15 protein-coding genes are annotated in these 15,195 nt (G+C 67.4%); 6 read left to right on the plus strand and 9 right to left on the minus strand.

Annotated features, from left to right (window positions below):
- Positions 1-17 precede the first annotated feature (17 nt).
- Positions 18-1,031: a LacI family DNA-binding transcriptional regulator gene (locus ACF1A1_RS30270; protein ID WP_392004192.1), complete on the plus strand. Its 1,014-nt coding sequence runs from the start codon at positions 18-20 to the stop codon at positions 1,029-1,031.
- A gap of 598 nt (positions 1,032-1,629) precedes the next feature.
- Here the strand turns inward: ACF1A1_RS30270 and ACF1A1_RS30275 are convergent.
- Both ACF1A1_RS30275 and ACF1A1_RS30280 read right to left on the minus strand, forming a co-directional pair.
- Positions 1,630-2,169 carry an SMI1/KNR4 family protein gene (locus ACF1A1_RS30275; protein WP_392004193.1) on the minus strand — a complete coding sequence of 180 codons (540 nt, stop codon included), beginning with the start codon at positions 2,167-2,169 and terminating at the stop codon, positions 1,630-1,632.
- A 303-nt stretch (positions 2,170-2,472) separates the two neighbouring features.
- Complete coding sequence (locus ACF1A1_RS30280; protein ID WP_392004194.1) at positions 2,473-3,732, minus strand: MFS transporter; 1,260 nt, start codon at positions 3,730-3,732, stop codon at positions 2,473-2,475.
- 407 nt (positions 3,733-4,139) lie between these two features.
- Here ACF1A1_RS30280 and ACF1A1_RS30285 point away from each other — a divergent pair, with 407 nt between their 5' ends.
- Complete coding sequence (locus tag ACF1A1_RS30285; protein ID WP_392004195.1) at positions 4,140-4,310, plus strand: hypothetical protein; 171 nt, start codon at positions 4,140-4,142, stop codon at positions 4,308-4,310.
- A gap of 316 nt (positions 4,311-4,626) precedes the next feature.
- Here the strand turns inward: ACF1A1_RS30285 and ACF1A1_RS30290 are convergent, their stop codons facing one another.
- Positions 4,627-5,373: a uridine kinase gene (locus tag ACF1A1_RS30290; protein ID WP_392004196.1), complete on the minus strand. Its 747-nt coding sequence runs from the start codon at positions 5,371-5,373 to the stop codon at positions 4,627-4,629.
- A gap of 535 nt (positions 5,374-5,908) precedes the next feature.
- Positions 5,909-6,496, minus strand: a complete 588-nt coding sequence (locus ACF1A1_RS30295; RefSeq protein WP_392004197.1) for a GNAT family N-acetyltransferase — start codon at positions 6,494-6,496, stop codon at positions 5,909-5,911.
- A gap of 161 nt (positions 6,497-6,657) precedes the next feature.
- On the opposite strand from ACF1A1_RS30295, the gene ACF1A1_RS30300 reads away from it, so the two are divergent.
- Positions 6,658-7,722, plus strand: a complete 1,065-nt coding sequence (locus ACF1A1_RS30300) for a LuxR family transcriptional regulator (RefSeq protein WP_392004198.1) — start codon at positions 6,658-6,660, stop codon at positions 7,720-7,722.
- Here the strand turns inward: ACF1A1_RS30300 and ACF1A1_RS30305 are convergent.
- The 5 genes from ACF1A1_RS30305 to ACF1A1_RS30325 form a co-directional block, all read right to left on the minus strand.
- Entirely contained in the window at positions 7,717-8,748 is a 1,032-nt protein-coding gene (locus tag ACF1A1_RS30305; RefSeq protein WP_392004199.1) for an aspartyl/asparaginyl beta-hydroxylase domain-containing protein, read from the minus strand. The two genes, ACF1A1_RS30300 and ACF1A1_RS30305, sit on opposite strands and share 6 nt — an antisense overlap.
- 11 nt (positions 8,749-8,759) lie before the next feature.
- Complete coding sequence (locus ACF1A1_RS30310; RefSeq protein ID WP_392004200.1) at positions 8,760-10,034, minus strand: MFS transporter; 1,275 nt, start codon at positions 10,032-10,034, stop codon at positions 8,760-8,762.
- Positions 10,031-11,413: a cytochrome P450 gene (locus ACF1A1_RS30315; RefSeq protein WP_392004201.1), complete on the minus strand. Its 1,383-nt coding sequence runs from the start codon at positions 11,411-11,413 to the stop codon at positions 10,031-10,033. The genes ACF1A1_RS30310 and ACF1A1_RS30315 overlap by 4 nt, the downstream gene beginning before the upstream one ends.
- A 113-nt stretch (positions 11,414-11,526) precedes the next feature.
- Entirely contained in the window at positions 11,527-11,871 is a 345-nt protein-coding gene (locus tag ACF1A1_RS30320; RefSeq protein ID WP_392004202.1) for a hypothetical protein, read from the minus strand.
- 103 nt (positions 11,872-11,974) lie between these two features.
- Positions 11,975-13,213: an IS701 family transposase gene (locus ACF1A1_RS30325; RefSeq protein WP_392004203.1), complete on the minus strand. Its 1,239-nt coding sequence runs from the start codon at positions 13,211-13,213 to the stop codon at positions 11,975-11,977.
- A gap of 179 nt (positions 13,214-13,392) precedes the next feature.
- Here ACF1A1_RS30325 and ACF1A1_RS30330 point away from each other — a divergent pair, with 179 nt between their 5' ends.
- The 3 genes from ACF1A1_RS30330 to ACF1A1_RS30340 all read left to right on the plus strand — a co-directional run bounded on the left by ACF1A1_RS30330 (position 13,393) and on the right by ACF1A1_RS30340 (position 15,191).
- Positions 13,393-13,713, plus strand: a complete 321-nt coding sequence (locus ACF1A1_RS30330; protein WP_392004204.1) for a hypothetical protein — start codon at positions 13,393-13,395, stop codon at positions 13,711-13,713.
- 191 nt (positions 13,714-13,904) lie between these two features.
- Positions 13,905-14,393, plus strand: coding sequence for a hypothetical protein (locus ACF1A1_RS30335; protein WP_392004205.1), 489 nt, complete (start codon positions 13,905-13,907; stop codon positions 14,391-14,393).
- Between the two features lie 30 nt (positions 14,394-14,423).
- A complete protein-coding gene (locus tag ACF1A1_RS30340; RefSeq protein WP_392004206.1) occupies positions 14,424-15,191 on the plus strand; it encodes a transposase in 768 nt (255 codons plus the stop codon).
- Positions 15,192-15,195: the final 4 nt, after the last annotated feature.

The raw sequence follows: 15,195 nt of genomic DNA on the forward strand, positions 1-15,195 counted from the left end.
GGAAAGGCTCGTGGTTCATGGCAGAAGATGCGCCGCGTCGGCACCCGACGCTCGACGAGGTGGCCGAACGCGCCGGTGTCTCCCGCTCCGTGGCCTCCCGTGCCCTCAACAACGCTCCGCATGTCAGCCGTGCCAAACGGGAGGCGGTCGAACGGGCTGTCCGGCAACTCGGTTATGTGCCCAATCCGACCGCCCGGGCTCTGGCCACGCGTCAGACGGGAGCGGCCGCCCTGGTCGTCTCGGGAGAGGATCCGTCGATCTTCGCGGATCCGTTCTACGCCCAGGTGATTGTGGGGGCGTCGACCGCTTTGGAGGAGGCCGATCTGCATCTGATGCTGTGTCTGGCCGCTTCCGACCGGGGCCGCAAGCGGGTGGAGGAGCTCTTCCGGTCCAAGGGTGCCGACGGCGTCATGCTGATGGCGCTGCGCGAGGACGATCCGCTGACCGGTATGGCCGAGGAGGCGGAGATGCCTGTCGTGTTCGGAGGGCGCCCGGTCGGTTCGGCTCCCCGGTGGTATGTGGACGTCGACAACGTCGGCGGAGCGCGCGAGGCCACCGAGTACCTGGTTTCGCTCGGCCGGACTCGCGTGGCCGCAATCTGCGGGCGTCTGGACACCGAGGCCGGGCGCGCTCGGTACCGCGGCTACCGAGACGCCTTGTTGGCCGCCGGCGTCGATCCGTTGCCACCGCAGGAGGGGGACTTCACCGAACCCAGCGGAGCCGCCGCCATCGCCGTACTGCTGGCGAACCATCCCGACCTGGACGGGGTGTTCGCTGCCAACGACAACATGGCGGCGGGGGCGCTGCGCATATTGCGTGCGGCCGGCCGGGCAGTCCCCGCCGACGTCGCCGTGGTGGGCTTCGACGACCTGACCGTTGCGCAGGTCGCCGATCCGCCCCTCACCACCGTCCACCAGCCCATAACGGCTCTCGGACGGGAGATGGCGCGCATGCTCGTCACGCTCATCAACGGACAGGACCCCACCCCGTTGATCCTGCCCACACGACTGGTCACCCGCTCAAGCGCCTGACGGGAGTGCACTGACGGCACTGACGGCAATGACGGCAATGACGGTGAGGACGCCACGTCGACGTCGTCCTCGGCCCGGGGCTCGAGCGGCGGCCGCCTCGGCTGACTGCCGCTCACTTGCGCACGCCCTCAGGTGACGCAAGTACCGCCTGGCGCCTGAGGGAAGCGCCTCCAGCGCCATGGGTGTGGCGCACGAGCGGCGGGGCCCACGCTGTCAGCAGGTGGAATTGGTCTGGTCAGCAGGCCCAGAGGTTTCGACCCGTGCCCTGCTCGTCCTGGCCGCCGTCTCGGTCGTCGTACTGCTCGCCGCCGCCCTCCGCCCGTTCCTGGGTTCCCTGGACACGGCATCCGAGGGGGCGTTACGGAGCCGTCCGAGCAGCGGTGCGGAGCCGTCCGAGCAGCGGTGCGGAGGCCAGCGACGGCGTCGGCGAGCATGCGGCGGCAGAACACGAGGTGCGCGGCCGAAGCTGCGGGGCCCGCACTCGTCGACCAGGAGCAGGCCCAGGTAAAGCCGGTAGCGGGCCCGCCGGTGGTGGAAGGCCGGGCTGAAGTCGAAACTTCCGCCCGCCTCGGTGTCTCAACAGCACAGGCCGACGGGCCTACGGTGCCGACAGGGCTGTGTGCTCGGCTTTCTCCAGCCAGTCGGTGTACCAGCGGGCGAACGTCACTGGCGTACCGTCGTCGTCGAGCAGCGGGGCGAGGCCTACGTCGTCGGCCCGGCAGTCGGACCAGATCGTGCCGCGGTGGCTGCCGCTGATGATCAGCCATTCTCTCTGGGCGCAGCCCAGGTGGGAGATCACGATGGCGACGGCGGTGCGCTCAGGAGCGAACATGACGACCTCCCACCGCTCGTCCCACGCCTCGATGGCGTCGTCGAAGTCCTCGATGTCGTCGAAGTCCTCTTCCTCGGGGCGCTGGGCAAGAAGGTCGTCGAGCAGCCTCGGGTTCGGGCCCTGATCGGGAAACGGCTCGGCACGCATCATCGACAGGTCGGCCAGGTCCGCACCGTCGCCCTCCCACCGGAGAAGCTCCCGCCGCCGACCGCGAAGGCGATCGAGATCCTCGGATTCCTGCCGTGGGAGCCCATCGAGCCGATCCAGGGCGCCGAGGTGGGGCAGATCAGGCGACATGTCGGTCACACGTTCTATTTTAGGAGGTGGGTTGCCCACCAGCAGCACGAGGGGAGCTGTGACTGAGCGCCTCAGTTGGCCATTGAGCGCTTCAGTTGGCCACTTCGGTGCTCAGCGTTGACATGCTCGGCTGTTTCGTGACGACTCGTCACTACGACGAAGCGGAGGCGGCCTGGACAGTATCGACCCGGCGCAACGTCACCGAGGTTCTGGAACTACTTCGGGCCACGCGCGTACACGCGGACGCACTCCAGACGACGCAGCGCTTGCACATCACAACAAATCCCCGCACCCACGACCGTGGCGGCGGGCTCAGTCGATTTTGCGCCGGATCGCTGTGCCCCGGGCGGGGTTCGCCGTTGACTCCTCGGCCGACGACAACTCCCGGCGCCGGAAAGTACCCGCGGCCAGAGTCAGCGGGCCGATCAACAACACGAGCACCGCGACAGCGCCGAGCGCGACCGGCAGACTGGTCAGCTGGGCGATGCCGCCCACCATCGGAGGGCCGAGCAAGAACCCGCTGTAGGCAATCGTTGTCGCGAACGCGACCTCGCGCTCACCACCGCCCCCATCGGCCCGTCGCCCGGCCGCGCCGCTCAACTCCATGACGACGGGGGACGCGTACGCCAGACCGACACCAGCGACAGCGAAGCCGGCGAAGGTGAGCGCCGGCGACGGCGCCATGACTGCAGTGACCAGCCCCAGCCCGCCGATCACCGCACCCCCGATGAGCATCCGTGGTGCGCCCCAACGACGCTGAATCGCCTCACCGCACAAGCGGGTGCACGCCATCGTGATCGAGAAGCACGAGTAGATCAGGGCGCCGGTGGCCTCACTGAGACCGCGCTCCTGCACACCGAACAGCGCCGACCAGTCCGCGGTCGCTCCTTCTGCTGTCGAGGCACACAGTGCCACGCCGCCGAGCAGCCACAGCGCCGGTCGCCTGAACGGTGCCCGCCCGACGCGCCCGCTCTCCACGGGCACCCTCAGCAGTTCCTCGACGGGAATCCAGCGGGCGATGCCGACGGTGACGCCGCCGCAGATCACCGCGACGATGGCAAAATGACGGCTCGGTGCCAATCCTTGTCCGGCCGCGACCGCAGCGCCGACCGAACCGGCCAGCGTGCCGAAACTGAAGGCAGCGTGGAACAGCGGCATGATCGCCCGGCCGGTCCGCCGGATCGCTGTCACGCCGGACACGTTCATCGCCACGTCCATCACGCCGACCATTGCGCCGAGTGCGATCAGCAGCAGGCCGAGCGTCGCGGGCGACCTCGCCAGTCCCAGAGCCGGAAGCATCGCGGACCCGGCAACGCCGGACACCGTCATCACGATGCGAGCCCCGAACGCCGCGCACAGCCGACCGGCGAGAAGCGAAGCGGCGATCATGCCTACGCTGGCACCGAGCAGGGACAGCCCCAGCGCCCCTTCCTCCGCACCGATCTGCGCGGCCAGCGCCGGCACCCGAGGGGCCCACGAGCCAAGCAGCGCGCCGTTGAGAACGAAAGCACCGAGTACCGCGATGATCCCCGGGTCCCGGCCGCCGGCTCGGTCCGGGTGGGTATCGGTCATTGTCAGCTCCGTCCCGGCCCGGTCCCGGCGGAGCCACGATCGGCCCGGCGCCGTGGCACACCCTGCGGAGATCTGCGTGGATCACGCCGATGGAACCGAGCGTAGGGGCGCCGGAACACCCGGCGGCCGCGATGGCAGGTTCGCGCCAAGAAGATGACTGGTCGGCGCCCCGCCCACCTGGAGCCCGCCCCGGAGCGCCCCGCCCGCACGGACTGGTGGCCGCGTATCGACATCACCCCGGTCGGCGCCGCTGCTGCTCATGTCGGGCACTCGCCCTCGCGACACGCGTCGTCGACATCCCCGGCCTCGGCCGCCGCTGGCACGATCAGTGCCGCAACTGCATGATCGCCGGAGTTCGGCTGAGCTGGGAGGCAGGCAGCCCGATGGAAGGCCGGTACCGGGTCACCGTGACGGTCGACGCAGCCCCCGTCATGGAGGGCTGGTGGGACGACCGGGCCACCACGGAGCGGAAGTACACCAACTGGCTCGGCGCCCACGGCGACCGCGATGGCGCCAGTGTCACCCTCACCGACGAGGAGACCGGCACCGTGTTGACGAGCTGGCCGGAGGATCCCTGACCCTCTGCAATGCTGGGGATCATGGCCGCGTACGTAGCAGAATGCTTGGCCGTGCTCGCCCTGAGGGAGCTGGGCGACGACCAGGCCGCCACCGCGGTCGGGACGCAGGCGGCCCGGTGAGCCCGATTCCGGAGGAACTGGTCGCCCAGATCAGCGGGCTACCTCGCAGCTCGCCCAGCGCACTGACCTCACCGAGACGGCTGCCCCCCGGCGGGCGCTGTATGACCTGACCGGCGCCCTGGCGGCGCTGACCGTCCCGCTCGGCACGCTCGTCATCCACGCCGGCGATCACGCGCAGGAGACCACCGGCAACGAACTAAACGCTCCCGCCGCGGACCCTCGTTGTCACGGCCTGCGGACGCGCGAACACAGAGTTGTCGATGACAATGTCCATCATCGGCAACGGGTCGACTTCTTGAAGATAGAGGCGCTCGGCGACCAGATACCTGTCGCGGTGGATCGACTCCGCTTCAGTTCCGGCCCAGTCCTGGTCGCGCTCGGCACCCCGCTGAACGGACAGTTCCGCATCCACCTGCAACCAGACGCGGAAGTCCCAGTACTCATTGATTTCGGGGCGGAAGGCGAAGACACCATCCACGATCAGCACCGCGTCCGCCCCAAGCGGCGTCACTTCGGATGAGTGATCTCGTTGGGTCAGCGGGTCGATGCTGCACAGCGCACAGGCTGTCGCTCGCGATGACCGGCAGGGATCCAGCAGCAGACGCTTGACCGCCTCATAGTCGTACGCGTTGCGGTAGTACCCCTCACCAGACTCCCGGTCGTAGAGGTGCCGGTCCTTCCACGGGTTCTTGAAGTCGTCGAGAGTCGCCCGGAGTACTGGCCGTCCCGCAGCACTGATGCACTCAGCCAGTTCATGTCCGAAGCTCGTCTTCCCAGCAGCGGTGAAGCCGTCGATCCCCACGAGCAGGCGGCCCTGACCCAGAGCCAGGATGCGCTGGGCGACCTCTTCAACCAGCGTGCTGCGCTCGACGGAGGCCGCCGGGGGAGAGGGCTGCCGCCAGGACGAAGCCGAATGATGCACGTCCGCCCGTGGTGATCTCATGGAGGTGAACCTACCGGCTGGTTCAACAGCAAGAAAGATCACCCGTCAGCACTCAGAGCGCCGACCCGCCACGGCCATCCTTCAGGCCAGCAGACACGATGAAGTGAGACAGCCGTCCGCATCCGCTCGGCACGGGCACGACGAGATGAGACACGGGCGCGGTCCCTCCCTCACGTCAAAGTGCGTCCTCGCAGGGGCAGAAGGCCCCGTGAAAGCAAGATCCAATGAGACGGGACATCCCGAGGCCGGAGCAGGTGACAGCCGCCATCTCCCGTCTGCGGGACCTCACCGCATAGCGGCGCCACGCCTACTGCACCGACACCGCCCACTTCACGGCCGGCCTGCCCTCGAGGAACCGTCAACGGCACGGTGGATCGCTGGACCACAGCAGACCCGGCAGTGATTGCGGGAGCTGGTCACCTCATGCAGGTCAGCCGAAGCGACCAGCGCAACGAACAAGATCCCGATCTACAGCTGCCGTGTCACTGCCCACGCGACGAGGAGGCAGTGAACGTCCCTGACGCCACGGGGCCGGTCACCTGTCCGCCATCTTCTTGATCCACAGGTGGTGACTACTACTTTGTGGTCGCTCATCGTGCAGGATTCGCTGGAAGAGAAGGTGATCCCGCCAGGCACCGTTGGCGTGCAGATACTTCGGCGCGCAGCCGTACTGCTCGAATCCGGCCTTCGTCAGAACCCGCTGTGAGGCCAGGTTGTCTACCATCGTCCCCGCCTCGACCCGGTGCAGTGCGAACTCCTCTCGCGCGGCCAGGCACGCCGCTTCGACGGCGGCAGTGGCAATGCCGCGCCCGGCTCGCTCCGCGTCGACCCAGTAACCGACGCTCGCACTGCACAGCGGACCGAGGGCGATCCTGGACAGGGAGATGGCGCCAACGAGCCGCCCGCCGTCCGTTTCGACGAGCACCCACAGCATGGCCTGCCCCGCTTCCCGCTGCGCGAGCTGGTCTCTCAACCGGGCACGCTGCCCGCCCTCGGTGAAAAACTCCCCGTGCCGGTCGGGTTCCCAAGGTCGCATGTACGCACGGTTCCGCAGCAGCGTTACGGCAAGTGCTCCGGCATCTTCCAGGACGGCCGCCCTCATCTCTACACCCTCAGTGATCACACCCATAATTCCTCGGCTCCGCGTCAGGATGAGGCGTCTGCGGTCGGCAACTTTTGCAGAGTTCCCTTTGAGCCTTTCAGCCTGCCAAGCCACTCGATTACCCGTCCAGCGTGATCACCCGGCACTAAGCTGCATGCAGGATCTGTCCAGGGGGGCAAACGGTGGAGAACAGCTCTATAGCAGGCATGAGTCGGCTGAGTGACGTTGAAATCGGCGTTTTCCGCTGGATCGCGCAGCACGGCCACTTGAGTATCGAAACAGCGGCTAAGGATCTGGGGCTGACAGCGGAGGCCGTGCAACACGCCGCCTCTGTGCTCACCGCCCGGCACTTACTTCGGCCACTGCAAGGGCCCACAGCGGAGACTCGGCTCGTATCCGTCGCTCCCGAGACAGCGGCAGCGACCTTGCTCGCCCCCATCGAGACGGCACTTCGCAGCCAGTTGGCACGCACTGAAGAGCTGCGAGGGGAATTCAACGCGCTGGGCCCCCTGTACGCCGAGATACGGCAGACCCAGCGTCACCACACTCCGATCGAAGAGGTCCACGACACCAAGACCTTTGTCGAACGGATCGAGGACGCGATCGCACAGTGCCGAGCAGAGGTGCTCACCTGCCAACCCAGCCGCGAGCACCTCACAGGACCGGTGGAGCTTGCGAGCGCACGCGACCTGGCCCTTCTCCGGCGCGGCGTACAGATGCGCACCCTCTACCAACACACAGCTCGCCACGACACAACGACACAGGACTACGTCAAGCAGCTCGCCTTGACCGGAGCCCAGGTCCGAACCCTGCCCGAGCTGTTCGGCCGGATGACCGTGATCGACGAGGAGGTCGCGTTCGTCTCCCACCACCATGCGCAGGATGGCGCGGCCATCATTCGTGACCCGTTCACGGTCAGTTACCTTTGCTCGGTCTTCGAGCACTCCTGGGTGCTCGCCACCCCGCTCAACCCAGGCCATTTCGGCACGCCAACCATCAGCAGCGAGGCCAAACAGGCAATCGTGCGGCTGCTGACCGAAGGCCTCAAGGACGAAGTCATAGCCCGCCGGTTGAACATGTCCCTGCGAACCTGCCGGAAGCACATCAGGGAAGTCATGGAGAGCTTCCGCGCCGAGAGTCGATTCCAACTCGGTTACCTCATCCGCGCGCGGCTGGGCGATGCCGGAAACCCCGGTTCCGGTCACATCGACAGCGTGGTTGATGCCGCCTGCTCCGATCGATCATGACTGTCCAAGCCCGATGGGATCGACCGTGCGGACGTTACGGACGACGTACTCGGTGAGCGACCGGCCGCAGCGGACCCTGAACCGTGCGGTGGGATCGGGCCGTTCGAGGTCCAGAAGCAGGGTGCGTTCGTCGGTCCAGCCCCGCAACCGGAATTCGGCGTTGCCGATGTGGATGAGTCCGAAGCGCGGTTCTCCGGCGATGCAGAGGACCAGGCCCCCGTCGATCTGCTCAATCGTGCCGGGGAGGCTGTCGGTGGGGTCGGCGCCGGAGTCGTCGGACCAGTCCGGGAAGGTGGCGGGTACATCGAGCGCGCAGGTCAGGCCCTCCCTCTCGAATGGCTGGAGTGGAACCTCTCTCCGGGCGAACAGGACGTCGCTCCAGGGCAGTTCGGCGCGGAAGCCGGCCGGGAAGAGACCCATCAGTTCCGGGGTGGGAACGCAGTCGACAACCAGGTGGATACGTCGCTGGGCGCTGCGATTGCGGGCGATGTGCAGGCGGTCGAAGTCCGCGTACCACAGTTGCCCCGCGTCCCAGTGACAGGTCTCGCCGCCCACGATGAGTTCGGCCCCGGGCTGGGTCACGATCGGGATGTGCAGCCGGAGGGAGCCCCAGGGAAAGTTCGTGCGGCCGTCCCGGTGCTCATGGGTTTCGGCTCCCGGCCCGAGTGCCATGAGACGGACGCTGTGGAGTGGAGCGGGGATCCTGCCCAGCACCTCGGCGTGGTAGGGGCTGCGGGCCAGGGCCTCGGTGTCGAGGTGGTCCTCCAGCCCGGCGCCGCCCGGGTCGGTTCGCGCCAGGCTGCCGTTGGGGCCGCGCAGGGAGATGATCTTCCAGTCGAAGGCGTCCTCCGCACCCAGGCCGTTCTGGCTCACCGGACGGTTGGGGCGCCACGTGAGATCCGACAGGGCGGCGACCTCTGCAGCGAGCCGTACGGCGTCGAATGTGAGGCCCAGCGGTGCGGCGGGCGGCAAATGCGCCCACGTAGCGTTGTCCACAGAGGTCAGGGGCTCGGAAGGCACGGGCATTCTGGGGTTCCTCACTTGTCACTGTGCTGTGGTAGTTGGTCCTTGATGGCCTGGTCGGCCGAGGCCGGCTGCATCACGGTGTGCGGATCGGCCCGCCATGGGCGGGTCCTGCCGGTCGCGGCCGCCGCCGCAAGCGCGGTGAGTCCCCCGGCCGCGAACACCCAGGGCGCAGAGATCCACTCGGCTACGAGCCCGCCGATGGCCAGTCCAGTGCCCTGGGTGGTGATGGAGCCGGTGCCGGCGAGGGTCATGGCGCGGCCACGCAGATGTGGAGGCACGCTTTCGATGAAGAGCTGGTCGAGAGGGAGGGCGTAGGCGGTTCCCGCTCCGCTCAGCAGCAGCAGGGCGAGGGCCCAGGGCAGGTCGGGCTCGAAGGCGAAGCAGACGAGCGGGGTCGCTGCGAGAAGCAGCAGGGCGGGAACGCTCCGGGCGCGCCTTTCGGCTCTGAGGAATCGGGCGACTGCCGCCTCGCCGAGCGCGGTGCCGACGGCCGGGGCTGCCAGGAGAAGGCCCACTGCGGTGGGCCCTCCCCCCAACTGCTCGGCGTAGGGGGCTGCGAGTCCTTCCGGCATGACGACCAGCGCGGTAGGCAGCCACTGCAGGAACAGCAGACGCCGCAGCAGCGGCGTGGTCAGGATCATCCGATTGCCCTGCACAGTGGCACGGATGATGCCCGTGCTCTCCTGACGCCCGGCGGAAGTAGCAGGCCTGGGGCGGACCGTCAGGAGCACGACCACGATGGCGAAGGCGAAAGTCGCCGCATCCAGGAACAGAGCGGCCCGCGGCGTGACCAGGAGCAGCAGGAGACCGCCGAGGCCGAAGCCCAGAGTCTGGCCGATCTGAATCGTGCCCGAGAACATCGAGCGGGCCAGGGCGTAAGCTTCCATGCCGACGATCTCCGGGAGCATGGTCTGGCGGGCCGCGCGGAATGCGGGCGTCAGCGCCCCGGATGCCGTCACCAGGCACAGCAGGACAGCAACCGACGTGCCGGGCAGGGTCATCAGCAGCACACACACCATGCGCGCGGCATCGCCGATGAGCATCACCCGGCGGGCCGGGAACCGGTCCACCACGGAGGACAGCAGGGCCGCCGTCAGCACTTGGGGTACGAAGCCGAGAGCGTACGTGAGCGCGGCGGCCAGGGCGGACCCGGTGCGGTCGTACACCAGGACCGACAGTGCGATCTTGGTGAGAACGTCACCGAGGATGGACACCGTGTGGGCCGCGAACAGACCGTTGAACTCACGGTTGCCGAGAAGGACCTTGTAGGTGATCGGCCCGCTCATGTGGGTGAGCCGAGCGACATCGGGCAACCGGTCGACGCGGGGCCCTGCCGGGCTGTTCCGGTACGGGCGACGTGAACAGGTGCGGCGCGCGCGGTGAGGCGCACCATGAGTCCGCTGGGCGTCAGCTCCCTGGCGGGATCGGGAACCACGGTCGTGCCAGGAGCGGCCTCCACACGGAAGTCGCGGAGCAGCAGCGCGGTGCCCAGCGTCATCTCGATCAGGCTCCAGGACAGTCCCATGCACACCAGGGGGCCCGCGCCAAAGGGCAGATACGCATGGGGCACAGCCGTGGTACCGGATCCATCCGAGAGCCAGCGATCCGGGTCGAAGGTCAGCGGGTCGGGGAACCACTGGGCGTCGCGCTGGATGACGTAAGAGGGGACCATCACCTTCGTGCCGCGGGCCAGGGTGTAACCGCCGAGCTCCGTGTCATGAAGCGTGTGGCGGGCGTACACCCAGTTCGGCGGCCACAGGCGCAGTGCCTCCTTGACTGCTCGCCCGGTGTATTCGAGCTGGTTGTAGTGGGCATGAGTGATCGGGTCCGACGGCGGGAGCACGGCGGCGACCTCAGCCGCGATGCGCTCTTGGATCTCGGGGTTTTTGATCAGCTCGTGGATGATCCAGCCGAACCCGGAAGAGGGCGCGCTCTGAGCGGCCAGCAGGGTGGCCGCCAACGTCTCGCGCAGCACCCGGTCGGAGAGCACTCCATGCCGACCTGTCGGTTTCATCAGCACACCGAGCAGGTCATCCGCTTCGGTACGCCCCTCCCGTCGGCGGACGTCGATCACCCGGGCTATTCCGTCCTCCAACGCCCGGTTGGCGCGTGCCACACGCCTGTGACGCGGCAGCGGCAGCCAGGAGGGCAGCGCGATCGTACTGCGGATGACCGGAAGGAGGGCGTCGAACAGTTCCTGCTCCAAGCCTTCCGCTATCGGCGCATCCTGCGTGAAGCACATCACCGCGCCCAGCCGGGAGGTAAGGCGCCGCATTTCCGCGACGATCTCGATGTCACTGCCGGAAGCCCAAGACGGAATCGCGGTCCGCATTTCCGCCCCGATCATGGGGATCTTGGCCTGCATTGCGGACGGACGCATTCCGCGCATCCGGGCAGCACGCGAAGAGGACCACTGCTGCAGTGTCGCCTCATCCTCTTTCTGCTTCCGGTGGAGGAAGTCCACCTCTCCGCCGAAGTCGTTGTTGGTGCGCAGGAGAACCTCGCCCGCCAGAGCCGGGTCGGACACGACGACAATGTGGTGGTCGAAGGACCAGATCGCTCCGTACCGTTCGGACATACTGGTCATGAAGCCGAGGCGGTCCTCGTCGTAGGCCGGTCCGTTGCCGGCAAGACGCGCGCCACGCGGGCCTGGAGGTCGGTTCATCGGATTCCCTCGGGTTAGTCGGTCCGGCCTGAGTGCCCGTGGGGCTGGACAGGAGCGAAAGCTCTGCCCAGCCCCAGGAATCAGCTCCCTGACTGCAGGTCAGGGGGAGCTGCTCAGTACTTGTAGAAGCCGGCCAGGGCGGTCATCTTCGTGCGGCGGGCAATCGCGTACGAGGCAGTCTTGAGCAGGGCCATCGTCAGCACCTTCTTCCATGGCAGGGGCCGTCCCGGAACAGAGACGACCAGAGTGGTTGCGTTTTCAACTCCGCAAATCTTCCCCGGAATTGCTGTTGCCCCTTCAGATTGCCGACCGTCCACTAAGCGGGTCCAGCATGATCGGGCGGCAGTAGCTGCATGCATCAAATAACCAGGGGTTGCTTGTGGAGATACCGGACATTCAGCCGCCGCGCGCTGCCGCAATGCGCAACTAATACTCCAGCTGTAGATCGTGATCTTCATGCCTGGGATGCGGCTTGTCGTCGGTAATGGCTGGCGCGTGATCGCGCCTGGTGGCGGCGTCGCCAGGCGGACCAGCTAATACTCCAGCTGTAGATCGTGATCTTCATGCCTGGGATGCGGCTTGTCGTCGGTAATGGCTGGCGCGTGATCGCGCCTGGTGGCGGCGTCGCCAGGCGGACCAGCTAAGCCGGTGGGCTGGGCCGTGATCGGGCCGGACCGCGACGGTGATGAACAGGCGCTGGATCTCGTTGCAGGTCAGCGGGATCAGGTCGTCCGGTGTGGGGCGGTGTGCGTGCTCGTCGGCGCGGACGACGGCGAGGAAGGCATGGGCCAGCATCGCGAGGGTGACCCAGCGGGCCCAGGAGGGGTAGCGGCGGACCTGGTGCTCATCCAGTCCGGCCAGCCCCTTCTCGCTCTGGAAGGTCTCCTCTACCCGCCATCTGGAACCTGCGACCCTGACCAGGGTGGCCAGGGATGCCGGCGTGGTGGAGTGAGAGCGGTAGTAGGCGAGTTCACCGTTCGTGCGGTTGCGGCGGATCAGCAGCTGGTGGTGGCCCGGCGACGGGTCGGCGAGGTCAATGACGGCCCAGTCGTAGAACCGCTGTCCCTTTGCTCCGCGTCCGGCCGAGAGCTTCTGCCAGGCCCGCTTCGGCACCTTCCGTGCCAGGGCATCGGCACGGAACGTGCCTGCGCCGGTGGGTACTTCGGCCGAGCAGGCCACCGCGAGGACGTAGCCGATGCCGCGTTCCTCCAAAGCCGTCCGCAGTTTCGGGTTGCCGCCGTAGACCTCGTCACCCGTGACCCAGCCGACGCGGTGTCCGGCTGCCAGGAATCGTTCGATCATCACCCGGGCCAGTTCCGGCTTGGTCGCGAAGACGGTATCCGCGTCGAGCCCCGCGGCCCGGCAGCGGTCCGGGTCGCACGTCCAGGAGCGCGGGATGTACAGCTCCCGGTCCACCGCCGCGTGCCCCCGCTCGCCGGCGTAGACAAGGTAGACGGCGACCTGGGAGTTCTCGATCCGCCCGGCGGTGCCGGTGTACTGGCGCTGGACCCCGACGGTGCTGGTGCCCTTCTTCACGTCGCCGGTCTCGTCGACGACCAGCACCGCGGCCTCGTCGTTGAGGTGCTCGACGACGTATTCGCGTACGTCGTCGCGGACGGCCTCGGCGTCCCAAGAGGCCCTGCACAGCAGGTGCTGCATGCCGTGCGGGGTGGCTTCCCCGGCCCACTCCGCGATGGTCCAGCAGTTCTTGCGCGGCAGGTCCGACAACAGGCCCAGCACCAACCGCTCGGCCCGCAGCCGGGGTTCGACCCGCGCGAACCGGCCCGCGATGCGGCCCATGGCCACCGCGAACGCCTGCCGCCAACGCGCAGGATCTATGCTGTGACCTGGGGCCACCGTCTGATCGTCTGTCGTCACACACCGATGATCACCGGTGGCCGCACGCATTCCCGGACCAGCCCTGACCAGCAAGATGCAGGATCTGGGCCTGAGCACCAGCTCTGGAGTTGAATCGACCGATGGACATGTCCTCCCGAGAGATCCGCATGCCCCTCAACGAGGTCGTCGCAGTCCTGCAGGACCTGAACGAGTTCGTGGTCTCCCTCGACCGGCTCGGTTCCCGTCAGGCATCCGGAAACACCGACGAGTACACCGTCGGCAAGTTCATCGCTGACTGGGATGTCGCTCGGCGATTGGCCCGCGCCCGACGCGTCATCAGCGTCGCGCTAGACGCGCAACTGAGCGAGGAAGACAACGCCGAGATCGACGCCCTGTGCGACCAGGGCCGCTTCTACGGCACGGACAGCGCCATCAGCCCCTCTACTGACCAGTCCAGCTGAGACAGCAAGCGCATCGAACCGGACCAATCGGGATGGGAATCAGTTCGGTCCGAGACCTTGTACCTGATCAGCAAGATCACGATCTACAGCTGGAGTACTAAGAGTTGTCCCGCAATCGTTGTGGCAGGAACGGTCCGTGGGTCGCCGGGCTCCTCGCACAGCGACGAACCCGATGTTGAGATACTCCAGTTATGGGATCTTGGGGAACCTTGGGGCCGGCGTTGTTGTCGCTGGCAGGTGTTGCGCTCGGCGCGGGTGGATCGCTGCTTGGCCAGTACCTTGTGTCACGAGCAAGCACTCGGCAGCTCGAAGTACAGGAGGCAGCCGCGCACCGGGCGGAGCTCAAGAACGCGGTCCTGAAGTTCCTGGGCCTTGCGTCGCAGGTGGAGAAGGCGGCGCTCGCACGCTTGGGCGCCGGTGGCGCCACGGCCCTTGCCGGGCTCGATCAGCTCGTCGATGACCTGTGGCTGGCGCATGCGGAGATCGATTTGGCAGCTAGAAGCGAGCCTCTACGAGGCGCTGCCTATCGTTATGCAGCCCGCCTCGCGGAGGCAGCCAGGGGCGGGATATCCGACGGGTCCGCGCTGCGCGGGCCGCAGGCGCAGTTCTTCGACGCGGCGTACGACGACATGTGGCCTGGCCATCAGCGGGCGGTCGGCGATTCCGTAACGCCTCAGTGAGTCGGTGCGGCGGATGGAACGATCTTGTCCGTGTCTGTTGTGATCACGGCGTCGGAGCCGTCTTGGATAGCCCTGTTCAGCGGACTGAGCCCGCGTAGTTTCCGCAAGCTGATCACCGCGCTACGACGAGACGGTGTGGGTCCAGTGCGCCAAGGTCGGCCCTGGAGCCTACCGCTGGAGGACCGCGTGCTGCTGGTGACCACCCATTGGCACACAAACCTGACGCTTCGCCAGCTGGCCCCGCTGTTCGGCGTCTCGAAGTCTGCGGCCAACCGCATCATCGATCACCTGGGGCCGGCACTCGCGCTTCGGCCCCGTCGGCGGTTCCGCAAGGACACTGTGCTCATCGTGGACGGCACCCTGGTGCCCACCCGCGACCATGCGATCGCCGAGCAGTCGAAAAACTACCGCTACTCGACCAACCACCAGGTCGTCATCGACGCAGACACCCGGCTGATCGTCGCTGTCGGTCGGCCGGTCGCGGGCAACCGCAACGACTGCAAGGCGTGGGAACTTTCCGGCGCAAAGGATGCCGTCGGCCGCACGACCGTGATCGCCGACGGTGGTTACCTGGGCACGGGCCTGGTCATCCCGCACCGCCGGGAGCGCGGTGCCGAACTCCCGGCCTGGAAGGAGGAACACAACGCCTCCCACCGCAAGGTCCGCGCCCGGGTCGAGCACGCCTTCGCTCGTATGAAGGGCTGGAAGATACTCCGCGACTGCCGTCTGAAAGGCGACGGCGTCCACCACGCCATGCTCGGTATCGCCCGCCTGCACAACCTCACGCTGGCAGGATGACGCA

This window comes from Streptomyces sp. NPDC014995, assembly GCF_043080745.1.
In the GTDB taxonomy this organism is placed as follows: domain Bacteria; phylum Actinomycetota; class Actinomycetes; order Streptomycetales; family Streptomycetaceae; genus Streptomyces.

Coding starts and splice junctions, on each gene's coding strand:
- ACF1A1_RS30330 (WP_392004204.1), top strand. CDS start 13,393: ATGGACATGTCCTCCCGAGAGATCCGCATGCCCCTCAACGAGGTCGTC.
- ACF1A1_RS30310 (WP_392004200.1), bottom strand. CDS start 10,034: ATGAGCGGGCCGATCACCTACAAGGTCCTTCTCGGCAACCGTGAGTTC.
- ACF1A1_RS30320 (WP_392004202.1), bottom strand. CDS start 11,871: ATGAAGATCACGATCTACAGCTGGAGTATTAGTTGCGCATTGCGGCAG.
- ACF1A1_RS30335 (WP_392004205.1), top strand. CDS start 13,905: ATGGGATCTTGGGGAACCTTGGGGCCGGCGTTGTTGTCGCTGGCAGGT.
- ACF1A1_RS30325 (WP_392004203.1), bottom strand. CDS start 13,213: ATGGGCCGCATCGCGGGCCGGTTCGCGCGGGTCGAACCCCGGCTGCGG.
- ACF1A1_RS30280 (WP_392004194.1), bottom strand. CDS start 3,732: ATGACCGATACCCACCCGGACCGAGCCGGCGGCCGGGACCCGGGGATC.
- ACF1A1_RS30305 (WP_392004199.1), bottom strand. CDS start 8,748: ATGCCCGTGCCTTCCGAGCCCCTGACCTCTGTGGACAACGCTACGTGG.
- ACF1A1_RS30290 (WP_392004196.1), bottom strand. CDS start 5,373: ATGAGATCACCACGGGCGGACGTGCATCATTCGGCTTCGTCCTGGCGG.
- ACF1A1_RS30270 (WP_392004192.1), top strand. CDS start 18: ATGGCAGAAGATGCGCCGCGTCGGCACCCGACGCTCGACGAGGTGGCC.
- ACF1A1_RS30315 (WP_392004201.1), bottom strand. CDS start 11,413: ATGAACCGACCTCCAGGCCCGCGTGGCGCGCGTCTTGCCGGCAACGGA.